The 22776-nt window shown below is 73.7% G+C and carries 17 protein-coding genes and 1 rRNA gene; 14 read left to right on the forward strand and 4 right to left on the reverse strand.

Annotation, left to right across the window (positions count from 1 at the left end):
• The first annotated feature begins 148 nt into the window (after positions 1-148).
• Both rrf and ACFOSY_RS30490 read left to right on the forward strand, forming a co-directional pair.
• A 5S ribosomal RNA gene (gene rrf / locus ACFOSY_RS30485) occupies positions 149-265 on the forward strand.
• Between the two features lie 1089 nt (positions 266-1354).
• Positions 1355-2110, forward strand: a complete 756-nt coding sequence (locus tag ACFOSY_RS30490; protein WP_394313198.1) for a hypothetical protein — start codon at positions 1355-1357, stop codon at positions 2108-2110.
• Positions 2111-2198: 88 nt separating this feature from the next.
• Here the strand turns inward: ACFOSY_RS30490 and ACFOSY_RS30495 are convergent, their stop codons facing one another.
• The gene (locus ACFOSY_RS30495; protein ID WP_394313133.1) at positions 2199-3494 is read right to left on the reverse strand and encodes a DUF1015 family protein; all 1296 of its coding nucleotides are present in this window, start codon (positions 3492-3494) and stop codon (positions 2199-2201) included.
• A gap of 72 nt (positions 3495-3566) precedes the next feature.
• On the opposite strand from ACFOSY_RS30495, the gene ACFOSY_RS30500 reads away from it, so the two are divergent.
• The 4 genes from ACFOSY_RS30500 to ACFOSY_RS30515 are packed head-to-tail and all read left to right on the forward strand — an operon-like array spanning position 3567 to position 7592.
• Entirely contained in the window at positions 3567-4595 is a 1029-nt protein-coding gene (locus ACFOSY_RS30500) for an HAD hydrolase-like protein (protein ID WP_394313135.1), read from the forward strand.
• A 56-nt stretch (positions 4596-4651) separates the two neighbouring features.
• Positions 4652-5695 carry a FecCD family ABC transporter permease gene (locus ACFOSY_RS30505; RefSeq protein WP_394313136.1) on the forward strand — a complete coding sequence of 348 codons (1044 nt, stop codon included), beginning with the start codon at positions 4652-4654 and terminating at the stop codon, positions 5693-5695.
• Entirely contained in the window at positions 5692-6729 is a 1038-nt protein-coding gene (locus tag ACFOSY_RS30510; protein WP_394313137.1) for a FecCD family ABC transporter permease, read from the forward strand. The genes ACFOSY_RS30505 and ACFOSY_RS30510 overlap by 4 nt, the downstream gene beginning before the upstream one ends.
• Positions 6726-7592 carry an ABC transporter ATP-binding protein gene (locus tag ACFOSY_RS30515; protein ID WP_394313139.1) on the forward strand — a complete coding sequence of 289 codons (867 nt, stop codon included), beginning with the start codon at positions 6726-6728 and terminating at the stop codon, positions 7590-7592. The genes ACFOSY_RS30510 and ACFOSY_RS30515 overlap by 4 nt, the downstream gene beginning before the upstream one ends.
• A gap of 20 nt (positions 7593-7612) precedes the next feature.
• Here the strand turns inward: ACFOSY_RS30515 and ACFOSY_RS30520 are convergent, their stop codons facing one another.
• The gene (locus ACFOSY_RS30520; protein WP_394313141.1) at positions 7613-7960 is read right to left on the reverse strand and encodes a sterol-binding protein; all 348 of its coding nucleotides are present in this window, start codon (positions 7958-7960) and stop codon (positions 7613-7615) included.
• Between the two features lie 42 nt (positions 7961-8002).
• On the opposite strand from ACFOSY_RS30520, the gene ACFOSY_RS30525 reads away from it, so the two are divergent.
• The 5 genes from ACFOSY_RS30525 to ACFOSY_RS30545 all read left to right on the forward strand — a co-directional run bounded on the left by ACFOSY_RS30525 (position 8003) and on the right by ACFOSY_RS30545 (position 13224).
• Positions 8003-8287 (forward strand): hypothetical protein, encoded by a 285-nt coding sequence (locus ACFOSY_RS30525; RefSeq protein WP_394313143.1) that lies wholly within the window; start codon positions 8003-8005, stop codon positions 8285-8287.
• A gap of 7 nt (positions 8288-8294) precedes the next feature.
• Positions 8295-9110, forward strand: coding sequence for a TlyA family RNA methyltransferase (locus ACFOSY_RS30530; RefSeq protein ID WP_394313145.1), 816 nt, complete (start codon positions 8295-8297; stop codon positions 9108-9110).
• On the forward strand, positions 9107-10012 hold the full coding sequence (locus ACFOSY_RS30535) for an NAD kinase (protein ID WP_006132518.1): 906 nt from the start codon (positions 9107-9109) through the stop codon (positions 10010-10012). The genes ACFOSY_RS30530 and ACFOSY_RS30535 overlap by 4 nt, the downstream gene beginning before the upstream one ends.
• Positions 10013-10133: 121 nt before the next feature.
• Positions 10134-11876: a DNA repair protein RecN gene (gene recN / locus ACFOSY_RS30540; protein ID WP_394313150.1), complete on the forward strand. Its 1743-nt coding sequence runs from the start codon at positions 10134-10136 to the stop codon at positions 11874-11876.
• Positions 11877-12084: 208 nt separating this feature from the next.
• Positions 12085-13224 carry a glycosyltransferase family 4 protein gene (locus tag ACFOSY_RS30545; protein ID WP_394313153.1) on the forward strand — a complete coding sequence of 380 codons (1140 nt, stop codon included), beginning with the start codon at positions 12085-12087 and terminating at the stop codon, positions 13222-13224.
• A 717-nt stretch (positions 13225-13941) separates the two neighbouring features.
• Here the strand turns inward: ACFOSY_RS30545 and ACFOSY_RS30550 are convergent.
• The gene (locus tag ACFOSY_RS30550) at positions 13942-15573 is read right to left on the reverse strand and encodes a PucR family transcriptional regulator (RefSeq protein ID WP_394313155.1); all 1632 of its coding nucleotides are present in this window, start codon (positions 15571-15573) and stop codon (positions 13942-13944) included.
• A 108-nt stretch (positions 15574-15681) separates the two neighbouring features.
• Positions 15682-17484, reverse strand: a complete 1803-nt coding sequence (locus ACFOSY_RS30555; RefSeq protein ID WP_394313200.1) for a glycoside hydrolase family 15 protein — start codon at positions 17482-17484, stop codon at positions 15682-15684.
• Between the two features lie 463 nt (positions 17485-17947).
• Between ACFOSY_RS30555 and ACFOSY_RS30560 the strand changes: the two genes are divergently transcribed.
• From ACFOSY_RS30560 to ACFOSY_RS30570, 3 genes are all read left to right on the forward strand, one after another.
• Positions 17948-19615 (forward strand): CTP synthase, encoded by a 1668-nt coding sequence (locus tag ACFOSY_RS30560; RefSeq protein WP_394313157.1) that lies wholly within the window; start codon positions 17948-17950, stop codon positions 19613-19615.
• 107 nt (positions 19616-19722) lie between these two features.
• Positions 19723-20349: an NUDIX domain-containing protein gene (locus ACFOSY_RS30565; RefSeq protein WP_394313159.1), complete on the forward strand. Its 627-nt coding sequence runs from the start codon at positions 19723-19725 to the stop codon at positions 20347-20349.
• Positions 20350-20583: 234 nt separating this feature from the next.
• On the forward strand, positions 20584-22641 hold the full coding sequence (locus tag ACFOSY_RS30570) for a tetratricopeptide repeat protein (RefSeq protein ID WP_394313161.1): 2058 nt from the start codon (positions 20584-20586) through the stop codon (positions 22639-22641).
• Positions 22642-22776: the final 135 nt, after the last annotated feature.

Genomic DNA, 22776 nt, shown 5'->3' on the forward strand with positions numbered 1-22776 from the left:
ACGTGTGGAGTTGACCGGTACTAATAGGCCGAGGGCTTGTCCTCAGTTGCTCGCGTCCACTGTGTTAGTTCTGAGACAACGACCGTTGTCGGCTTTGAGCAGAACGCATAACAGAAGAGTGTGCTTGTTCGCTCGAAACCATCAGGGTTTCGGTGGTCATAGCGTAGGGGAAACGCCCGGTTACATTCCGAACCCGGAAGCTAAGCCTTACAGCGCCGATGGTACTGCAGGGGGGACCCTGTGGGAGAGTAGGACGCCGCCGAACAATCTTTTGGAGGACCCCTGGTCGCCAGCGTTCAGCTGGGGCCAGGGGTCCTTTTTGTATTTATGCTTGCAGTACCCGAGACAGGAGTCACCGATGTCCACCAACTCTCCCGACGACCGACCGGAGCGCGACCAGCGCCGACGGGACAGTGGTGACCGCTCGGACCGTGGCGGCCAGCGCGGCGGTGGCGGCCCCCGGCGCGGCAACGACCGCGACCGTGGCTTCCGCAGGGACGGCGACCGTCCCCCCTTCCGCCGCGACGACCGCGACCGCGACCGGGACCGTCGTGACGACCGGGACCGCAGCGGCGGCCGGCCCGAGCGGGGCGGTTTCCGCGGGCGGGACGACAACCGCGACAACCGCGGGGGCGAGCGCGGCGGGTACCGCGGGCGCGACGACCGCAGGGACGACCGGCGTGATGACCGGCGTGATGACCGGCGTGACGATCGGGACCGTGGTGGTTACCGGGGTCGGTCCGACGACCGTGGTGACCGTGGTGGCTTCCGCCGCGACGACAACCGTGGCGACCGCGGCGACCGGGGCGGTTTCCGCCGGGACGACAACCGCGGTGACCGCGGCGGTTTCCGTCGCGACGACGACCGTGGATACGGCCGGCGCGACGACCGCAGGGATGACCGGCGCGACGACCGGCGTGACGATCGGCGTGACGATCGGGACCGTGGTGGTTACCGGGGTCGTTCCGACGACCGTGGTGACCGTGGTGGCTTCCGCCGCGACGACAACCGTGGCGACCGGGGCGACCGGGGCGGTTTCCGCCGGGACGACCGCCCCGAGCGCGGTGACCGCGACCGCGATCGCGACCGTGGCGGCTTCCGTCGCGGTGGCGACAGCCGTACCGACTCCCGGGGCGGCGACCGCGACTCGCGTGGCGGCGGCTTCCGGCGCGACGACCGTGACCGGGGCGACCGGGGCGGCTTCCGCGGACGTGACGACCGCGACTCGCGCGGACGTGGGCCGCGGCGCGACGACCGGGGCGGCCGTCCCGGTGGGTTCCGTGGGCGCGACGACCGCCAGGGCGGCGGCCGGTTCCGTGACGAGCGGGACCGTGACCGCGAGCCCATCAAGCGGCTGCCGATCCCCGAGGACGTCACCGGCGACGAGATCGACAAGGACGTCCGGCAGGAGCTCCAGAGCCTGCCCAAGACGCTCGCCGAGGACGTCGCCAAGAACCTGGTGATGGTCGCCCGGCTCATCGACGAGGAGCCCGAGCGCGCCTACGCCTACTCCCGTATCGCCCTGCGGCTCGCCTCGCGCGTGGCCGCCGTGCGGGAGGCCGCCGGGTTCGCCGCGTACGCGACGCAGAAGTACGCCGAGGCGCTCGCCGAGTTCCGGGCCGCGCGGCGGATGACCGGGACCGTGGAGCTGTGGCCGCTGATGGCGGACTGCGAGCGCGGTCTCGGACGGCCGGAGAAGGCGCTGGACATGGCCGGCGCCCCCGAGGTGCAGAAGCTGGACAAGGCCGGCCAGGTCGAGATGCGGCTCGTCGCGGCGGGCGCCCGGCGCGACATGGGCCAGCTGGACGCGGCCATCGTCACCCTGCAGAGCTCCGAGCTGGCGTCGAACTCCGTGCAGCCGTGGACCGCGCGTCTGCGGTACGCGTACGCCGACGCGCTGCTCGCGGCCGGCCGTGAGGGTGAGGCGCGTGAGTGGTTCGCCAAGGCCGTCGAGGCCGACCGGGACGGCAGCACCGACGCCTCCGACCGGCTGGCCGAGCTGGAGGGCGTGGAGTTCATGGACGCCCTTGTGGAGGACGAGGACGAGGACCAGGACGGCGCCGACCGCGCCGGCCAGGCCGCGCAGGACGACGACGACCACAAGGACTGACGTCCGCGTGGCAGCCACGCACATGACATGAAAGGGGCGGACCCCGGCGACCAGCCGGGGTCCGCCCCTTTTCGTGTGTCCGGGGCGCTCAGAGGTCCAGCGCCCGCAGCACCAGGCCCGACGCCGGCTTCGGGCCGAACGACGTCGACTTGCGGGGCATCGTCACCCCCTGGCGGGCGAGGTCGCGTACGACGTCCTCGTGCACGGCGTGCATCAGCACCGCCGTACCGCCGTCGCGCCGGGCCTTGTCCACCGTGGCCGCCGTGTCGTGGATGTACGCGATGTGGGCGGGGTCGTCGGGGACGCGCCAGACATGGTCGAGGAGCGTGGCGTGCAGGACCGTCGCGTCCAGGGTGCGCCAGGCGGCCGGGCGGTCACCGGGCACCGTGCGGTCCAGCAGCGCGGGGTCGGGCCGGTCGACGAGGTGGAAGGCGTCGTCGGCCCCGGTGAGCAGGAACGCGTTGCCCTGCGCCGCCGCCTCGGCCAGCGCGTCCATCGCCTGCGGCAGCGGCACGTCCAGGCGGCGGACGCGGAACGAGCCGTCCAGCGCCCGGACGGCCTCGGGGACCGGCAGGCCGTGCAGCAGGCGGTGGATGGCGCGGACCCGCAGCGGATAGCGGGCCGTGTCGACCAGCAGGACCAGGCCGTGGTCCCAGGGGCCGGGGGAGGGGTGCTCCGCGCGCAGACGGCGGTAGGTCGCCCAGCGGTGGTGGCCGTCGGCGATCAGGGCCTGGTGGGCTGACAGTTCGCCGCCGATCACCGCCAGGTCGGCGGGGTCGGTGACGGACCACAGGCGGTGGTGGACGCCGTCCTCGGTGGTCGTCGCGAGAAGCGCGGGCCGCTCTGCCGTGCGCTCGATCAGGGCGGCCGTGCCCACCGCCGTGCCGTCGTCGCCCCGGTAGGTGAGGAGCAGGGGTTCCAGGTTGGCGCTGGTCGCCCGCATCAGGTCCGCGCGGTCCGCGACGATGTGCGACATGACGTCCTCGTGCGGCAGCACCAGCCGCTCCTCGGGGCCGGAGACGCGCAGCGCGCCGATCACGCCCCGCTGCACCAGGCCGTCGCCGTCGCGCTGCTCGTAGACGTACAGGCCGGGTTCCGGGTCGGGGATGAGGACGCCCTCGGCGCGCCAGCGGCGGAGCGTCTCGGCGGCCTGGGCGTTGCGCTCCGCGGGCGTGCCGGCCTCGGGCAGGATCAGGCGGACGATGTTGTAGGGGTCGGCGGACTGAAGGTGGTGCAGGCCGTCGGGGCGGACCACGACGTCGTAGGGCGGGGATGTCACGGCGGCCAGGCTGCCGACCCGGTCGGGGTCGTACCGAAGGCCGCGGAACGGGGTGAGTTCCAGCCCCCGGGGCGCCGTCGCGCTCGAGTGACCTGCAGTGTTCATCCCGGCATCGTACGGGTGTCGGCCCCATGAGGGATGATCGGGGGAAAGCCGTCGAACGAGGAGCGATGCGGAATGAGCCGGAGCGTCAGGACGAGGCCCGAGGGCAGTGGGCAGGCCCTGAGCGAGGCGTACGACACGGCGCTGCTCGACCTCGACGGAGTGGTGTACGCGGGCGGTGAGGCCATCGGGCACGCGGTCCCCTCCCTCGCCACGGCGCGGGACGGCGGCATGCGTCTCGCCTACGTGACCAACAACGCGCTGCGCACGCCCGACGCCGTCGCCGCGCACCTGACCGAGCTGGGCATACCCGCCGAGGCCGGTGACGTCATCACCTCCGCGCAGGCGGTGGCGCGGCTCATCGCCGACCAGGTGCCGCAGGGCTCCCGGGTGCTCGTCGTGGGCGGCGAGGGCCTGCGGGTGGCGCTGCGCGAGCGCGGGCTGGTGCCGGTGGAGTCGGCGGACGACGACCCGGCGGCGGTCGTGCAGGGGTACGGCGGCCCGGAGCTGGCGTGGGGCCGTTTCGCCGAGGCGTGCTACGCGGTGGCGCGCGGGGTGCCGTGGTTCGCGTCCAACACCGACCTGACGATCCCCAGCGGCCGGGGCATCGCGCCGGGCAACGGCGCGGCGGTGGAGGTCGTACGGATCGCCACCGGCGCCGAGCCGCAGGTGGCGGGCAAGCCGCTGCCGCCGATGCACCGGGAGACGATCCTGCGGACGGGCGCCGAGCGGCCGCTGGTGGTGGGGGACCGGCTGGACACGGACATCGAGGGGGCGTTCAACGGCGGGGTGGACTCGCTGCTGGTGCTCACCGGGGTGACCGGCGGCGCGCAGCTCCTCGCGGCGCCGCCGCGGCACCGGCCGACGTACGTGGACGCCGACCTGCGGGGGCTGCTGACCGGTCAGCCGGAGGTCGCCGGGGCCGGCGGCGGGTTCCGGTGCGGCGGGTGGACGGCGTCGGCCGGCGCCGGGCGGCTGGAGCTGGACGGGGACGGCGCCCCGGTGGACGGCCTGCGGGCGCTGTGCGCGGCGGCCTGGACGGCGGCCGGCGAGGAGGCGTGCGGGCTGGACGCGGACAAGGCGCTGGCGCGGCTGGGTCTGTGACGGCCCGCCGGGCCACCGGAGCTTGATCCAATGGGAGGATAGGCTAACCTAACCGGGTGTTGGTCGAGAGTCCCCCCGAACAGCGCGCGGAGACCGCCTCCGCGCTCCCCGGCCGCCGGGCGATACGCGCGGCCGGTCTGCTCGTGTCCCTCGCGGTCCTGGTGCTCGTCGCGCTGGCGAGCATCGCGGTCGGCGCGAAGGAACTGTCCCTGGGGCAGGTGTGGCACGGACTGTTCGACGCGTCGGGCACCTACGCCGACACGGTCGTGTCCGACCGGCTGTCCCGCACCCTGCTGGGTCTGCTCGCCGGCGCCGCCCTCGGTCTCGCCGGGGCCGTGCTCCAGGCGCTGACCCGCAACCCGCTGGCCGACCCGGGACTCCTCGGCCTGAACGCGGGCGCGTCCGCCGCGGTCGTCACCGCCATCACCTTCTTCGGCGTCACCTCCCTGTCCGGATATGTGTGGTTCGCGTTCTGCGGGGCGGCCGCCGTCGGCGCGGTGGTGTGGTTCCTCGGCGGCCGCCGGGGCGCCACCCCGGTACGGCTGGTGCTCGCCGGCACCGCGATCAGCGCCGCGCTCTACGGCTATCTCCAGGCTGTGATGATCCTCGACGACGCCGCACTCGGCCGGATGCGCTTCTGGACGGTGGGCTCGCTCTCCTCCGGCAGCGACGAGGCCGTCATGCAGGTGGTGCCGTTCCTGGTCGTCGGCAGCGTGCTGGCGCTGCTGCTCGCCCGGCCGCTGAACGCCATGGGCATGGGCGACGACACCGCCAAGGCGCTCGGCGCCGACCTCAACCGCACCCGCGCGCTGTCCATGCTGGTCGCGACGATGCTGAGCGGCGCCGCGACCGCCGCGTGCGGGCCGATCGTCTTCGTCGGCCTGATGGTGCCGCACGTGGTGCGCTCCTTCACCGGACCCGACCAGCGCTGGATCCTGCCGTACGCGGCGGTCCTGTCGCCGGTGCTGCTGCTCGGCGCGGACGTGCTCGGCCGGGTCGTGGCCCGGCCCGCCGAACTGCAGGTGGGCATCGTCACCGCGATCATCGGCGGCCCGGTGTTCATTCTTCTCGTACGACGGCGGAGGACGGCCCAGCTGTGAAGACCACCCGTGCGGTGCGCGTCCCCGGCGGCCTCTCGGTCCGGCTGGACGTGCGTGCCCTCACCGTCGTCGTGCTGCTGATGCTGCTGGCGCTCGGCGCGAGCGTGGTGCTCATCGGCACCGGCGACTTCCCGATGTCCGCCTCCGACGTGCTGACCACCCTGGTCGGCCAGGGCGACGAGGGGCAGGAGTTCATCGTCACCGAACTGCGGCTGCCGCGGGTCCTGGTCGGGCTGCTCGTCGGCGCCTCCCTCGGGATCGGCGGCGCCCTGTTCCAGTCCATCTCCCGCAACCCGCTGGGCAGCCCCGACATCCTGGGCCTCGGCCAGGGCGCCACGGCCGGCGCGCTCACCATGATCGTGCTGTTCTCCGGCACCGCCAACCAGGTGGCCCTCGGCGCGCTCGCCGGCGGCCTGCTCACCGGCACCGCCATCTACGTCCTCGCCTGGAAGCGGGGCGTGCACGGCTACCGGCTGGTGCTGGTCGGCATCGGCGTCTCCGCGGTCGTCACGGCGGTCAACGGCTATCTGCTCACCAAGTCCGACATCGTCGACGCGGCCCGCGCGGTCGTGTGGATGACCGGGTCCCTCGACGGGCGTGACTGGAAGCAGGTATGGCCGCTGCTCGCGCTGTGCGCCGTCCTCGTCCCGGTCGTTCTCGCCAACTCCCGCGCGCTGCGCATGACGGAGATGGGCGACGACGTCTCCAACGCCCTCGGCGTGCGCGTCGAGCGGATGCGGCTGGTGCTGATGCTGTGCGCCGTGCTGCTCACCGCGTCCGCGACCGCCGCCGCGGGACCGGTCAGCTTCGTCGCGCTCACCGCGCCGCAGCTCGCCCGGCGCCTGACCCGTTCGCCCGGACCGAACCTGGTCGCCTCGATGTGCATGGGCGCCGCCCTGCTGGTCCTCGCCGACGTCCTCTCGCAGCGGGCGTTCGGCGCCGAGCAGCTGCCCGTGGGCGTGGTCACCGGCGTGCTCGGCGGCGTCTACCTGCTGTGGCTGCTGGTCACCGAGCGCAGGGCGGGCCGGATATGAGCGGCGCCGAGAAGAAGAACACCCGAAGGAGCACCGTGAACCGCCTGTCCGCCGAGAACGTCACTCTGGCCTACGACCAGCGGGTCATCGCCGAACAGCTGTCGGTGGAGATACCGGACCACTCCTTCACGGTCGTCGTCGGCCCCAACGCCTGCGGCAAGTCCACCCTGCTGCGCGCCCTGTCCCGCATGCTGAAGCCCACCGAGGGCCGGGTGCTGCTGGACGGGCAGGCCATCCACTCCCTGCCCGCCAAGAAGGTCGCCCGCACCCTCGGCCTGCTGCCCCAGTCGTCCATCGCGCCCGACGGCATCACCGTCGGCGACCTGGTCGCGCGTGGCCGCTACCCGCACCAGAGCCTGCTGCGCCAGTGGTCCTCCGAGGACGAGCGGGTCGTCCAGGAGTCCATGGCCCGCACCGGCGTCGCGGGCCTCGCGGAGCGGTACGTCGACGAGCTGTCCGGAGGGCAGCGGCAGCGCGTGTGGATCGCCATGGCGCTGGCCCAGGAGACGCCGCTGCTGCTGCTCGACGAGCCGACCACCTACCTGGACATCCAGCACCAGATCGACGTGCTCGACCTGTGCGCCGACCTGCACGAGGAGCAGGGCCGCACCCTCGTCGCCGTGCTGCACGACCTCAATCACGCCGCCCGGTACGCCACCCATCTCGTCGCCCTGCGCGAGGGCCGGGTCGTCGCCCAGGGCGCGCCGAAGGACATCGTCACCGCCGAGCTGGTGGAGGAGGTGTTCGGGCTGCGCTGCCAGGTCATCGACGACCCCGAGACGGGCACCCCGCTGGTGGTGCCGGCGGCGCGGGCGTCCCGAGCGAAGGCGGAGGCCGGCAGGGCGGAGGCGTCGACGGTCTGAGGCCGACAGGGTCCGAGGCGCTACAGGAGCTTCCGCAGCTGGAACAGGTCGCGCAGGCCCGCCTCGAGCCGTACCCGCCCCGAGGCCCAGGCCCGGGCGAAGTGCAGCTCCCCGCCGACCAGGGCCACCAGGTCGTCGCCCGTCATGGCGAGCCGGATCTGCGCCTTCTCGCGCGGCGGGCCGGGGAAGGTGTCCCGCACGTCGATCCGGCCGCCGGTGAGCCGTCCGGCGAAGGTCACGTCCAGGTCGGTGATGTGGCAGCTGACCGACCGCTCCATGGACGCCGCCGCACGGACGTCGCCCTCGGCGCGTCCCATGCTGTCCGAAAGCTTGTCGAGTGCCGCACGGCACTCCTCGATCGTGGCCATCGCGCACGACGGTACCCCAGCCGTTCGCGGTAGCGTCGGGGCATGAACGACGCAGTGCCGCAGGCGGCGGACACGGAGCCGGACACGGAGGCGGACACCGGCGCCCCGCAGGACGGGCCCGCCGGACCCGCTCCCCTGGGCGTGCCGCGCACCCCGACCGGGAACGCCGAGGTCGACGCCCATGTGGAGCGGCTGGCCGACGCCGACCACCTCACCACCGACGGCCACCTCGAGGTGTACGAGGATGTACACCGGGGGCTGCGCGACGCGCTCACCGCGCTCGACACCCGCCCGGGGCCCCCGCCGGCACAAGGACACAGGAGCTGAACCGAACGTGGCAGGAGTCGCACGCCGCCGTCTCGACGCGGAGCTGGTCCGCCGCAAGCTGGCGCGCTCGCGCGAACACGCCAGCCAGCTGATCGCCGCCGGGCGGGTCAGCGTGGGCAGGACGGTGGCCACCAAGCCCGCCACCCAGGTGGAGACCGCGGCCGCGATCGTGGTCGCCGAGGACGCCGGCGACCCCGACTACGTCTCCCGCGGGGGTCACAAACTGGCCGGGGCGCTGGACGCCTTCGTGCCGCGAGGTCTTGTCGTCAAGGGCCGCCGCGCGCTCGACGCCGGCGCCTCCACGGGCGGTTTCACCGATGTGCTGCTGCGGGCGGGCGCCGCACACGTGGTCGCGGTGGACGTCGGATACGGACAACTCGCGTGGTCTCTTCGGCAGGATGAACGCGTGACCGTCAAGGACCGTACGAACGTACGGGAGTTGACGCTCGAGGCCATCGATGGGGAGCCAGTGGATCTTGTCGTGGGGGATCTGTCGTTCATCCCGCTCGGACTGGTGCTGCCCGCTCTGAAGCGGTGCGTGACGCCGGACGCCGATCTGGTGATGATGGTGAAACCGCAGTTCGAGGTGGGCAAGGAGCGGCTGGGCAGCGGCGGTGTCGTCCGCAGCCCGCAGCTGCGCGCCGAGGCCGTCCGGGGGGTGGCCGCCAAGGCCTGGGAGCTGGGGCTCGGGGCGAAGGGTGTGACGGCGAGTCCGCTGCCCGGGCCCTCCGGGAATGTCGAATACTTCCTGTGGCTGCGGGCCGGGGCACCGGAACTGGACCCGGCCGACGTTGACCGTGCTGTGGCGGAGGGGCCGCGTTGACACAGAACCGTGCTCGTACTGTTTTCCTGCTGGCCCACACCGGGCGGGCCGCGGCCATCCGCAGCGCCGAACTCGTGGTCAAGGGCCTGCTGCGCTCCGGTCTCGGGGTGCGGGTGCTGGAGGAGGAGGCCCGCGACCTGCCGCTCCCGGACGACGTGGAGACGGTCAAGGAGGCCACCCCGCAGTGCCTGGACGACTGCGAGCTGCTGATCGTCCTCGGCGGTGACGGCACGCTGCTGCGCGGCGCCGAGTTCGCCCGCGCCTCCGGGGTGCCGATGCTCGGCGTCAACCTCGGCAGCGTGGGATTCCTCGCCGAGGCCGAGCGGGACGATCTGGAGAAGGTCGTCGACCGGGTGGTGAGCCGGGCGTACGAGGTCGAGGAGCGGATGACCGTCGACGTCGTCGTGCACCGCAACGGCGACATCGTGCACACCGACTGGGCGCTGAACGAGGCGGCCGTGCAGAAGGTGTCCGCCGAGCGGATGCTGGAGGTCGTCCTGGAGATCGACGGCCGGCCGGTGACCGGGTTCGGCTGCGACGGCATCGTGTGCGCCACGCCGACCGGGTCCACCGCGTACGCGTTCTCCGCGGGCGGGCCCGTGGTGTGGCCGGAGGTCGAGGCCTTGCTGATGGTGCCGATCAGCGCGCACGCGTTGTTCGCGAAGCCGTTGGTGACGTCTCCGAACTCCGTTCTGGCGGTGGAGGTGCTGCCGCATGTGCCGCCGGGGGTGCTGTGGTGCGACGGGCGGCGGACCGTCGAGCTGCCCGCGGGGGCTCGGGTGGAGGTGCGGAGGGGGGCCGTGCCGGTACGGCTGGCCCGGCTGCATCACGCTTCGTTCACCGACCGGCTGGTGGCGAAGTTCGCGTTGCCCGTGTCGGGGTGGCGGGGGGCGCCGCAGTAGCCGTCGCGCGCGCCCACGCGGCGGAGCCGCATGTCGATGCAGTCCCGCGCCCCTGGAGGGGCGCTTCCACTCGGCCGGGTGACAAGGGCGGGGCGGTCGCACTCCCCGGCGTCGACCTCGTATGGTCGTGTCCGTGCTTGAAGAGATGCGGATACGGTCGCTCGGTGTCATCGACGACGCTGTGGTGGAGCTGTCGCCCGGCTTCACCGCCGTCACCGGTGAGACGGGTGCGGGCAAGACCATGGTGGTCACCAGCCTGGGCCTGCTGCTCGGCGGGCGCGCGGACGCGGCCCTGGTGCGCATCGGCGCGCGCAACGCCGTGGTCGAGGGACGGATCGCCGTGCCCGAGGGCTCGCCGGCCGTGGTGCGCGCCGAGGAGGCCGGGGCCGAGCTCGACGAGGGGACGCTGCTGGTCAGCCGTACCGTCTCGGCCGAGGGGCGGTCCCGCGCCCACCTGGGCGGACGCAGCGTGCCCGTGGGGCTGCTCGCGGAACTCGCCGACGACCTGGTGGCCGTGCACGGGCAGAGCGACCAGCAGGGCCTGCTGAAGCTGTCCCGGCAGCGCCAGGCGCTCGACCGGTACGCCGGGTACGCGGTCGCCGTGCCGCTCGGCAAGTACGCGGAGGCGTACAAGCGGCTGCGGGCGGTCGCCGCGGAGCTGGAGGAGATCACCACCCGCGCGCGGGAGCGGGCCCAGGAGGCCGACCTGCTGCGCTTCGGTCTCGAGGAGATCGCCGCGGTCGAGCCGCGGGCCGGCGAGGACACGGAACTGGCGGAGGAGGCGGAGCGGCTCGGGCACGCCGAGGCGCTGGCGTCGGCCGCCGCGGTCGCGCACGCCGCGCTGGCGGGCAATCCGGAGGACCCCGAGGGCGTGGACGCGGGGACGCTCGTCGCGGGCGCCCAGCGGGCGCTGGAGGCCGTGCGGGCGCACGACCCGGCGCTGGCCGCGCTGACCGACCGGATCGGCGAGATCGGCATCCTGCTGCGTGACGTCGCGGGCGAGCTGGCCGGTTACGCCGACGACCTGGACGCGGACCCGCTGCGGCTGGCGGCGGTGGAGGAGCGCCGGGCGGCGCTGACCGCGCTGACCCGCAAGTACGGCGAGGACGTCGCCGCGGTGCTGGCCTGGGCGGAGCAGAGCGCCACGCGCCTCACCGAACTGGAGGGCGACGACGAGCGGATCGGCGAGCTGACCGCGGAACGAGACGCACTCCGCGTCGAACTGGGCGCGCTGGCGCAGGAGTTGTCCCAGGCGCGGGCGGAGGCGGCGGAGCGGTTCGCGGCGGCCGTGACGGAGGAGCTGGCGTCGCTCGCGATGCCGCACGCGCGCGTCTCGTTCGAGATCCGGCAGACCGAGGACCCCGACGGTGTCGAGGTGAACGGGCGCACGGTGGCGTACGGTCCGTCGGGCGTGGACGAGGTCGAGCTGCTGCTGGCCCCGCACCCCGGGGCGCCGCCCCGGCCGATCGCCAAGGGCGCCTCGGGCGGTGAGCTGTCGCGCGTGATGCTGGCGGTGGAGGTCGTCTTCGCGGGGACCGACCCGGTGCCGACGTACCTCTTCGACGAGGTGGACGCGGGCGTCGGCGGCAAGGCGGCGGTGGAGATCGGGCGGCGGCTGGCACGGCTCGCGAAGAAGGCGCAGGTCGTGGTCGTCACGCACCTGCCGCAGGTGGCCGCGTTCGCCGACCGGCAGCTGCTGGTGGAGAAGACCGACGACGGCTCGGTCACCCGGTCCGGCGTGAAGGTGCTCGAAGGCGAGGACCGCGTACGGGAGTTGTCGCGGATGCTGGCCGGCCAGGAGGACTCCGAGACGGCGCGGGCGCACGCGGAGGAGCTGCTCGCGGCGGCCCGGGCGGACGCCTGACCCTGCCGGACGGGGACCTTCCGTCATCCTTACGGGTGATGTGCCGTCCCGTGTGGACCCCCGGCGTACGCCCGCGCGTTTCCCGGAACTGCCGTGCGTGCTGGCATGCTTGACGGTGTACGCGGAGGACGCCGCGCGGGCCACCCCTCCGCGGGATCCTTCGGTACGTTCGTCGTGACCGTCCGACCCGAACCAGGAGCCCGGCCACGTGACCCCCGTGAGCAGCCACGCACCGCACGGCCGGCCGCCACTGCGCACCGTGCAGGTGCTGGGCGGCGGCAACGCCGCCGGCGGCGCGCACGTACGCTCGCTGGCCGCCGGGCTCGTGGCACGGGGCGTGCGGGTGACGGTGTGCGCCCCCGAGGAGGCGGACGGCGCCTACGGCTTCACCGGCGTCGGCGCGGAGCTGGTGCACGTGCCGCGCAGCAGCGACCCCGGTTCGGTGGCCGCGCTGCGCGCCGCCTGCTCGGGCGCCGACCTGGTGCACGCGCACGGACTGCACGCCTCGTTCCGCACGTCACTGGCGCTCAGCGGGCGCGGCACCCCGTTCGTCGTCACCTGGCACGACCGGGCGTACGCCGAGGGCCCCCGCGCGCACTTCCTGCGCGTGCTGGAGCGACGGGTCGTACGGGCCGCCACCGTGGTGCTGGGGACGACCTCCGCGCTGGTGGACCGCGCGCGCCGCAGCGGGGCGCGGGACGCCCGGCTGGCCGCGGTCTCCCTGCCGGGCCCCCGCAGCGCGCCGGCGTCGGAGGAGGCGGAGCGGCGGCGGCCCAAGGTGCGCGCCGAACTCGGCGCCGTGGACCGCCCGTTGATCGTCGCCGTCGGCTCCCTGGAGCGGCACCGGGGCCATGACGTGCTGGTGGACGCCGCGCACGCCTGGCAGCGCCTCGACCCGGCGCCGCTGGTGGTGATCGCGGGGGAGGGGCCGCTGCACGCCGAACTGCGGCGCGCCGTCGAGGCGCGGGACCTGCCGGTGCGGCTGCTCGGCCGGCGCGAGGACGCCTCCGACCTGCTCGCCGCGGCCGACGTGGCCGTGCTGCCCTGCCGCGGCGAGGAGGCGCGGTCGACGTTCGCCCAGGAGGCCCTGCACGCGCGCGTGCCGCTCGTCGCCTCCCGGGTCGGCTCCCTCCCCGAACTCGTCGGCGACGCCGCGGAACTCGTACCGCAGGGCAACGCGCGTGCCCTCGCCGACGCCGTGACCCGGCTCCTCGAGCACCCGGAGCACCGCGAGGCGCTCGTGCGGCGGGGTGTACGCCAGGCCGCGACCTGGCCGACCGAGGACCAGACGGTCGCCCAGGTCCTCGCCGTCTACGACGAGCTGACCCAGCCCCGCCCGCTGACCTGAACACGGTGGCCGACGGCACGGGGCCACTTGTCGGCAGCTCGGGGTCGGCTGTCGGGAACGCGTGGTCGGCGCGGCCGACGGCACGTGGCCGACAGCCGACGGCCGTGAGCGCGAGGCCGGCGGCCGACGGCACGGGACCGGCAGTCGACCGCACGGGGCCTGCGGCGTCAGCACGCGGCCGGCAGTTGAAAGCAAGGGCCGGCAGCCGTCAGCAGGCCAGTGGCCGTCAGCACGAGGCCAGTTGTCGTCAGCGCGGGTCGGCGGCCGTCTGCACGCGGCCGACAGGCGACGGCGGAGGCCGGCGGCCGGGCGGCATGTGGTCGGCAGTAGACCGCACGGGGCCTGCGGCGTCAGCACGCGGCCGGCAGTTGTGAGCAAGGGCCGGCAGCCGTCAGCAGGCCAGTGGCCGTCAGCACGAGGCCAGTTGTCGTCAGCGCGGGTCGGCGGCCGTCCGCACGCGGCCGACAGGCGACGGCGGAGGCCGGCGGCCGGGCGGCATGTGGTCGGCAGTAGACCGACCGGGGTCTACGGCGTCAGCACGCGGCCGGCAGTTGTGAGCAAGGGGCCGGCAGCCGTCAGCGCAGGGCCAGCGGCCGTCACCACGCGGCTGGCAGCCGTCAGCACGAGGCCAGTTGGGCGGCGTGCGGACGGCTGTCGGCCATCACGCGGCCGACAGCCGTCAGCACGCGGTCAGCTGTCGGCAGCACGCTGCCGCGGTCACGGCACATGCCGTCGGGCCCGTAGCGCCAGGCTCAGTGTCAGGACCGTCTGCGGGTCGTCGAGGTCGGCGCCCAGCAACTCCCCGATGCGCGCGAGCCGGTTGTAGAGCGTCTGACGGTTCAGGTGCAGTTCCCGCGCGGTCTCCGCCTTGCGGCCGGCGTGCGCCAGATAGGTCTCCAGGGTCGGCAGCAGGGCGGGCCGCGAGCGGCGGTCGTGAGCCAGGACCGGGCCGATCGCCCGGTCCACGAAGTCCGCCAGGTCCGGATGGTCGCGCAGCCGCCACAGCAGCAGGTCGATGTCCAGCCGCCGGGCGTCGTACCAGGGCCGCTCCGGCAGCCCCTGCGCCGCCGTCGCCGTCTCCACCGCGTGCCGCAGCCCCGTCGGCACCGCCGCCCAGCCGCCGGCCGGCCCGACCACCACCACGGGCGGCCGTCCGCCCGGCCGCAGCATGCCCGCGCGCTCCACCCCGGCGCGCAGCGCGGCGGCCACCCGGTCCGCGACGGACGGACGGTCCTTCTCCGCGCGCAGCGCGAGCAGCAGCGGCACCCGTCCCTCGACCGGCCGCACGCCCAGCAGCACCGGCACGCCGAGCGAGGACAGCTCCTCGCCCACCGCGCGGGCCAGCACCGCCCAGCCGCCGTTCAGCGGGGACAGCGTGTCGCCGAGCCGCATGACCACCGGCAGCAGCGGCCCCGGCCCCGGCTTGAAGCCCAGCACCCTGGCCTGCGCGGGCGCGTCCTCCGCGCCGACCCGGCCCTCGGCGAGGTCGGTGAGGAAGTCGCCGCGGCCGCGCGCCGCCAGCTCCTCCTCCTGGCGGGCCTGCATCAGCACCAGGGCGAGGACGCCCGCCGCCCGCTCCGCCGCCATCCGGTGCACCGGCTGCGGCGCGCTGCGCACCGGCAGCAGCACCAGCCGCGCCCGGACGCCGCCGCTGCCCGGGCCCCCGCCGGGCACGTCCACCAGAACCGTGCCGGCCGGCGGGTCGTCGCGCTGCCGCTCGCGCAGCCCCTCCCACACCTGAAGCGGCTCGGCGCCCTCGGGGCCCTCGCCGGCCGCGTACAGCAGCCGTCCGTCGGTGGTCTCCAGGAACACCGGATTGCCGGTGAACCCGGCGAGGATCTCCAGGACCTGCGGCACGCCCCCACCGCCGAGCAGCGCCTCGGTGCAGCGCCGGTGCACCTCCTCCGCGCGCTGGAGCAGCGCGTAGTGCCCGTTGACGATCTCGGTGTGGATCTCCTCGGTGACCGTGACGAACGGCACCTCGCGGTGGAGCTGCACCAGCGGCAGTCCGGCGGAGCGGGCCGCGTCGACCAGGGCGGCGGGCAGCCGCGTGAAGCGCGGGCCCAGCTCGACCACCAGGGCCGCGATGCCCCGCTCGGCCAGCGTGCGCACGAACGCCCGCTGGTCGGCCGGGCGCGTGCCCAGTCCGTAGCCGGTGGTCAGCAGCAGTTCGCCGCCCTTGAGCAGGGAGGCGATGTGGGGCACCTCGCCCGCGTGCACCCAGCGCACCGTGCGCCCCAGCCGCTCCGCGCAGGCGACGACCTCGGGAAGGCCGCCGCGCAGCCCCGGCAGCTCCAGGGCGCGCTGCACGGTGATGCCTGTGGGCGGGGGAGTGCCGGCGGTGCTCATGCAGCGGACGGTACCCGGGGGCGCGTCCCCGTCACACGCCCGGCCCGCACGGACGGACCCCCGCACCCGGACCGGCCGGGGACGGGGGCCGAAGCGGAGGCGGCGCGGTCAGCCCGCGTACGCCCCCGACGCCGTCAGGCGCAGGGCCGTGTCGATGAGCGGCACGTGGCTGAAGGCCTGCGGGAAGTTGCCCACCTGGCGCTTCAGGCGCGGGTCCCACTCCTCCGCCAGCAGCCCGAGGTCGTTGCGCAGCGACAGCAGCTTCTCGAACAGCTTCCGCGCCTCGTCCACGCGGCCGATCATGGCCAGGTCGTCGGCCATCCAGAACGAGCAGGCGAGGAACGCGCCCTCGTCGCCGGGCAGGCCGTCGACGCCCTCCTCCTTGCCCTCGGTCGGGTAGCGCAGGATGAACCCGTCGGAGGTGGACAGCTCACGCTGGATCGCCTCGACGGTGCCGATCACCCGCTTGTCGTCCGGCGGCAGGAAGCCCACCTGCGGGATCAGCAGCAGGGAGGCGTCCAGCTCCTTGGAGCCGTAGGACTGGGTGAAGGTGTTGCGCTCCTTGTCGTAGCCCTTCTCGCAGACCTCGCGGTGGATGTCGTCGCGCAGTTCCTTCCAGCGCTCCAGCGGGCCGTCGGCGTCGCCGGACTCGATCAGCTTGATGGTGCGGTCGACGGCGACCCAGGCCATCACCTTGGAGTGCACGAAGTGGCGGCGCGGGCCGCGCACCTCCCAGATGCCCTCGTCGGGCTCCTGCCAGTGCTTCTCCAGGTAGCTGATCAGCTTCAGCTGGAGCAGCGAGGCGTAGTCGTTGCGTGCGAGGCCGGTCATGTGGGCCAGGTGCAGCGCCTCGGTGACCTCGCCGTACACGTCCAGCTGGAGCTGGTGGGCCGCGCCGTTGCCGACCCGGACGGGGGCGGAGGCCTCGTAGCCGGGCAGCCAGTCCAGCTCCGCCTCGCCGAGCTCGCGCTCGCCGGCGATGCCGTACATGATCTGGAGGTTCTCCGGGTCGCCGGCCACCGCGCGCAGCAGCCACTCGCGCCAGGCGCGGGCCTCCTCGCGGTAGCCGGTGCGCAGCAGCGAGGACAGGGTGATCGCCGCGTCCCGCAGCCAGGTGTAGCGGTAGTCCCAGTTGCGGACGCCGCCGATGTCCTCGGGCAGCGAGGTCGTGGGCGCGGCGACGATCCCGCCGGTCGGGGCGTAGGTGAGGGCCTTCAGCGTGATCAGGGAGCGGATCACGGCCTCACGGTAGGGGCCGTGGTACGTACAGTGCTCGACCCACTCGCGCCAGAAGTCCTCGGTGGCCTCCAGGGACTGCTCGGGCTCGGGCAGCGCCGGGGGCCGCTTGTGCGAGGGCTCCCAGGAGATGGTGAACGCCACACGGTCGCCGGGCGCGATCGTGAAGTCCGAGTACGTGGTCAGTTCCTCGCCGTAGGTCTCGGCGTCGGTGTCGAACCACACCGAGTCCGGGCCGGCCACGGCGACGGTACGGCCCTCGTGCCGGTGCACCCACGGCACCACCCGGCCGTAGGAGAAGCGCATGCGCAGGGTCGAGCGCATGGGGACGCGGCCCGAGACGCCTTCCACGATGCGGATGAGCTGCGGGGCGCCGTCGCGCGGGGGCATGAAATCCGTCACGCGGACCGTGCCGCGGGGGGTGTCCCACTCGGATACCAGGATCAGGGAGTCGCCCCGGTAGTGCCGCCGGGTCGCCGCGGGCGGCTCCGCGTCGTCGGCGTGCGCGGGGCCCAGCCGCCAGAAGCCGTGTTCCTCGGTTCCCAGCAGCCCGGCGAAGATGGCGTGCGAGTCGAAGCGCGGCAGGCACAGCCAGTCGACCGTGCCGTCCCGGCAGACCAGCGCTGCGGTCTGCATGTCTCCGATGAGTGCGTAGTCTTCGATGCGCCCGGCCACGTGCATCTCCAGTCGAACGGCCACGTCACCCCACGAGGGGGCTGTCGCTAGTGCGGTCAAGGGGGGTGTTGCAATGCGTCGTTGAGCTGTGAAGCAAAGCAGTCGCTCAGCCGTGCATGCAAAGCGCCAATCTTCGCTCAACGAACTGACGAGCTCACGTTGTTCCGGAACTTACGGGCGGGGGTGGTGCCGTTCGGCCGGCCGGGCTCGGCAGCGAGTGTCCGAGCAGGATACGACGCACGTAGATGATCTGTGTGCCGCTCGCGGCAACGCGGGTCCGCCGAACGAGTGAGCCCCGGGTGAGGGTCTCGTGCGTGTTACATGCTGCGTGGCCTCTTGTGCGCGGAGCGTGGCCGTGAGCCATCCTCCCGCGGCGCTGATACGCTGGTAGCCCGTGGACCGGTGGGCGAGAAACCCCGGAACCGCACCCACAGACCGCGACCACGGGAGCCCCCTCTTGGCCATGCCGCCCGCTGCTTTCCGAAACAGCACAGCTTCGACGACCAAGCACATCTTCGTCACCGGGGGTGTCGCCTCCTCTCTCGGCAAGGGCCTGACCGCCTCCAGCCTCGGCATGCTGCTCAAGGCCCGCGGCCTGCGCGTCGTGATGCAGAAGCTCGACCCGTACCTCAACGTCGACCCGGGCACGATGAACCCCTTCCAGCACGGTGAGGTGTTCGTCACCAACGACGGCGCCGAGACCGACCTGGACATCGGCCACTACGAGCGCTTCCTCGACCGCGACCTTGACGGCTCCGCCAACGTCACCACGGGCCAGGTCTACTCCACGGTGATCGCCAAGGAGCGGCGCGGCGAGTACCTGGGCGACACCGTCCAGGTCATCCCGCACATCACCAACGAGATCAAGCACCGCATCCGGCGCATGGCGACCGACGAGGTCGACGTCGTGATCACGGAGGTCGGCGGCACGGTCGGCGACATCGAGTCGCTGCCGTTCCTGGAGACCGTCCGCCAGGTGCGGCACGAGGTCGGCCGGGACAACGTGTTCGTGGTCCACATCTCTCTCCTTCCCTACATCGGCCCGTCCGGCGAGCTCAAGACCAAGCCGACCCAGCACTCGGTGGCGGCGCTGCGCAACATCGGCATCCAGCCCGACGCGATCGTGCTGCGCTGCGACCGCGAGGTGCCCACCGCCATCAAGCGGAAGATCTCGCTGATGTGCGACGTCGACGAGGCCGCCGTGGTCGCCTGCCCCGACGCCCGCTCGATCTACGACATCCCGAAGACCGTGCACGGCGAGGGCCTGGACGCGTACGTGGTCCGCAAGCTGGACCTGCCGTTCCGCGACGTCGACTGGACCACCTGGGACGACCTGCTGGACCGGGTGCACAACCCCGACCACGAGATCACCCTGGCCCTGGTCGGCAAGTACATCGACCTGCCGGACGCCTACCTGTCGGTGACCGAGGCGCTGCGCGCCGGCGGCTTCGCCAACAAGGCCCGCGTGAAGATCAAGTGGGTCACGTCCGACGACTGCAAGACCCCGGCGGGCGCCCAGGCGCAGCTCGCCGACGTCGACGGCATCTGCATCCCCGGCGGCTTCGGCGACCGCGGTGTGCTCGGCAAGGTCGGCGCGATCAAGTACGCCCGCGAGAACAAGATCCCGCTGCTCGGTCTCTGCCTGGGCCTCCAGTGCATCGTCATCGAGGCCGCGCGGAACCTGGCGGACATCTCCGACGCCAACTCCACCGAGTTCGACCCGGCCACCGCCCACCCGGTGATCTCCACCATGGCGGAGCAGCTCGACATCGTCGCCGGCGAGGGCGACATGGGCGGCACCATGCGGCTCGGCATGTACCCGGCCAAGCTGGCCGAGGGCTCCATCGTCCGCGAGGTCTACGACGGCAAGGAGTACGTCGAGGAGCGCCACCGGCACCGCTACGAGGTGAACAACGCCTACCGCGCGGAGCTGGAGAAGAAGGCGGGCCTCAAGTTCTCCGGCACCTCGCCCGACGGCAAGCTCGTCGAGTACGTCGAGTACCCGCGTGACACGCACCCCTACCTGGTCGCCACCCAGGCGCACCCGGAGCTGCGGTCGCGTCCGACCCGCCCGCACCCGCTCTTCGCCGGGCTGGTGAAGGCCGCGGTCGAGCGGAAGATCTCGCAGTAGCACACCCAGTTGTACGGTTGCCGGGGTGCGAACCTTCAACGGTTCGCGCCCCGGCTGCCTTTTCGCAGGCCGGCCGGGTACCGCCGCATCGGCTCGGAAGGACAGGCATGACGATCAAGGACACCCCTCAGGAGTGGGAGATCCGCGGGACGCAGACCCCCTTCGTCGGCAAGAAGACCTCGGTGCGCACCGACGAGGTCGTCATGCCCGGGGGCGCCGTGGTCCACCGCGACTACCAGGTCCACCCGGGGTCCGTGGCCGTCCTCGCCCTCGACGACGCGGACCGGGCCGTCGTGCTGCGCCAGTACCGGCATCCGGTGCGCCAGAAGCTGTGGGAGATCCCCGCCGGTCTGCTCGACGTGCCCGGCGAGAACCCGCTGCACGCCGCCCAGCGCGAGCTGTACGAGGAGGCGCACGTCAAGGCGGAGGACTGGCGGGTGCTGACCGACGTCTACACCACGCCCGGCGGCTGCGACGAGGCCGTGCGGATCTTCCTGGCCCGGGGGCTGTCCGAGGCCGAGGGCGACCGGTTCGCGGTGGAGGACGAGGAGGCCGACATGGAGCTGGCCCGGGTCCCCGTCGACGAGCTGGTGCGCGGCGTGCTCGCCGGTGACCTGCACAACAACTGCCTGGTGGTGGGCGTGCTTTCGCTGGTCGCCGCCCGCTCCGGCGACGGTCTGGACGCGCTGCGCCCGGCTGAGGCGCCGTGGCCGGCCCGGCCGTTCGAGGCGTGACGGCGTAGGGCCCCCGGGGCGGTACCGGCCGTACGGCCCGGGCGGTATCAGCCGTACGGCTCCCTGCGCGCTCCCAGGGGCGTGAATCCTACGATCTGTTGATCCGATCGAGGGAGTCTCGCCCACCGCGCCGCGCTCCTCACGGAACGTCGCAGAGCGTGAACTAGGCTCTGGAAAACGCCCGTACCGGAGACCCGGCGGGCTTGCGCGTGCGGTGGGACGGGAGTGTGGCCCGTGACGGATCAGGCGGTGGACCCGAACGGCGTGCGGCTCCCTCGAGGCGCCCACCCGGACGGTCGATTCCTGGGCCGTACCAGGGAGTTGAAGGAACTGCGCGCCGACATCGAGCGCGCCGGACTCGACACCCTCTCCGGCCGCAAGGCCCCCCGCGCACGCGTGCTGCTCATCGCCGGACGGCCCGGATCGGGCCGCTCCGCCCTCGCCGAGGAACTCGTCCGCCAGGTCGCCGGCGACTACCCCGACGGGGTCCTCCGCACCCGGCTCGGCGAACCCGACGGCACCCCCGTGCCCGTCGGACGCGCCGCCCGCGATCTGCTCGACGCGCTCGGCGAGCCCGCACCCGCCGGCGCCCCCGAGGACGAGCTCGCCGAGGCGCTGCGCACCGCCCTCGCCGAGCGCCGCGCGGTGCTGCTGCTCGACGACGCCGCCGACGCCGAGCAGGTCGACGCCCTGCTCCCGGACAACCCCGACTGCCTGGCCGTCGCCGTCTCCTCAGGACCGCTCACCGGCATCGCCGACGTCCGCCCCTGCACCCTCGGCGGCCTCGACACCAAGTCCGGGGTGGAACTGCTGTCCCGGTTCACCGGCTCGGTGCGCATCACCGTCGACCCCCGGGCCGCCGAGCGCCTCGCCGAGCAGTGCCAGGGCCAGCCCGCCGCGCTGGTGCTGGCCGGCGGCTGGCTCGCCGCACGCCCCAAGGCCGCCGTCGCCGACCTCGCCAAGCAGCTGCACACCGACGCCGGCGCCGCCCCCGTCACCGCCCGGCTGCTGCGGCTGGTGCACGACGCGCTGCCGCAGACCGCCGCCCGCACCCTGCGCCTGCTCGCCCTCGCCCCGGCCGGTCTCGTCGACCCGCACACCGCCGCCGCCCTCACCGGCTGCTCGGTCGAGGCCGCGCACACCACCCTCGACGACTTCGCCGCCCACGGCCTGCTGCACTCGGTCGGCTCCTCGCTGCCGCAGTACCGGGTGCCCGGCTGTCTGCACCGCGAGCTGCGCCGGCTCGCCGAGGACCACGAGCGGCCCGCCGAGCTCCAGCTGGCCCGCGCCCGCATGCTGGAGCGGACCGTGCGGCTGCTCCAGTCCTGCCGCGCCATCACCGAGACCGACAGCCCCGAGTCCCGCGAGAAGCTCGCCGCCCTGCCGCGCCCCCTGCGCTTCCCCACCCCCCGCGTTGCCGCCGACTGGCTGCGCCTGCGCCGCCCCGCCCTGCTGGCGGCCGCCCGGCTCGCGGTGGCCGACGGACAGCTGGACACCCTGGCCCGGCGGCTGATGTCCCAGCTGGTGCGGGCCCTGGTCGCGCACTTCGGCACCCGCGCCGCCGCCGGCGACCTCTACGACATCCACAACCTCGTCCTCGACGTCGCCGAGCGCCGGAACCTGCCCCGCGAACGGGCCGCCGCCCTGCTCAACCTCGGCGACCTCGACGCCCGCACCGGCCGCACCACGGAGGCGCTGGCGCGCTACCGGGCCGCCCTGGACGCCGGACGCGAGGCCAACGACCCCTACGCCACCGGCCGCGCGATGGAATCCGTGGGCGGCGCGCACCTGGACCTCGGGGACTACGACCGGGCGGCGGACTGGTACGGCCGTGCCCTCGCCGAGCGCCTCGCCCGCGACGAGCGTCCCGAGGCCGCCCGGCTCTACGGCCGCATCGGCGCCGCCCACACCTACGCGGGCCGCTACGGCGAGGCGATGCGCAACTGGCGCGCGGCCGTCGCCGGACACCGCAGGGACGGGGACGTGGCCGCGCAGGCCAGGGCGCTCAGCGAACTGGGCCGGGTGCAGGAGTACGCGGGGCGGCTCGAGGAGTCGCTGCGCACCTGCCGGGAGGCCGTGGAGTGGGCGCGGCGCGCCGAGGACACCCGGTTGCAGACCGCCCTGCACCTGCGCCTGGCCGACTCCTACGAGCGTCTCGGCGACCCCGCGTCGGCCGCGCTGCACCGCGGCACGGCCGAGCGCATGCTGGCTGAGGAGGCCCCGGAAGGCGACTCCGAGCCGGAACATGGAGCTAACGCCTGCGAAATCCGTACCGCTTCCGCTGAAGATTGATGCAATGGAAGGCTAGACAGCGGGAACACCTTCATTAGACTGGCTCTGCCGCACCATCTCCTGCGGTCTCTCCCGGTGTGCCCGTGCGTGCCCGGGTATGTGTAGTGATATCCCCATACCCTCTGAGCCAAGGAC

Origin of the sequence: Streptomyces lusitanus (assembly GCF_042647945.1) — a bacterium.
GTDB classification, from domain to species: Bacteria; Actinomycetota; Actinomycetes; order Streptomycetales; family Streptomycetaceae; genus Streptomyces; species Streptomyces pseudogriseolus.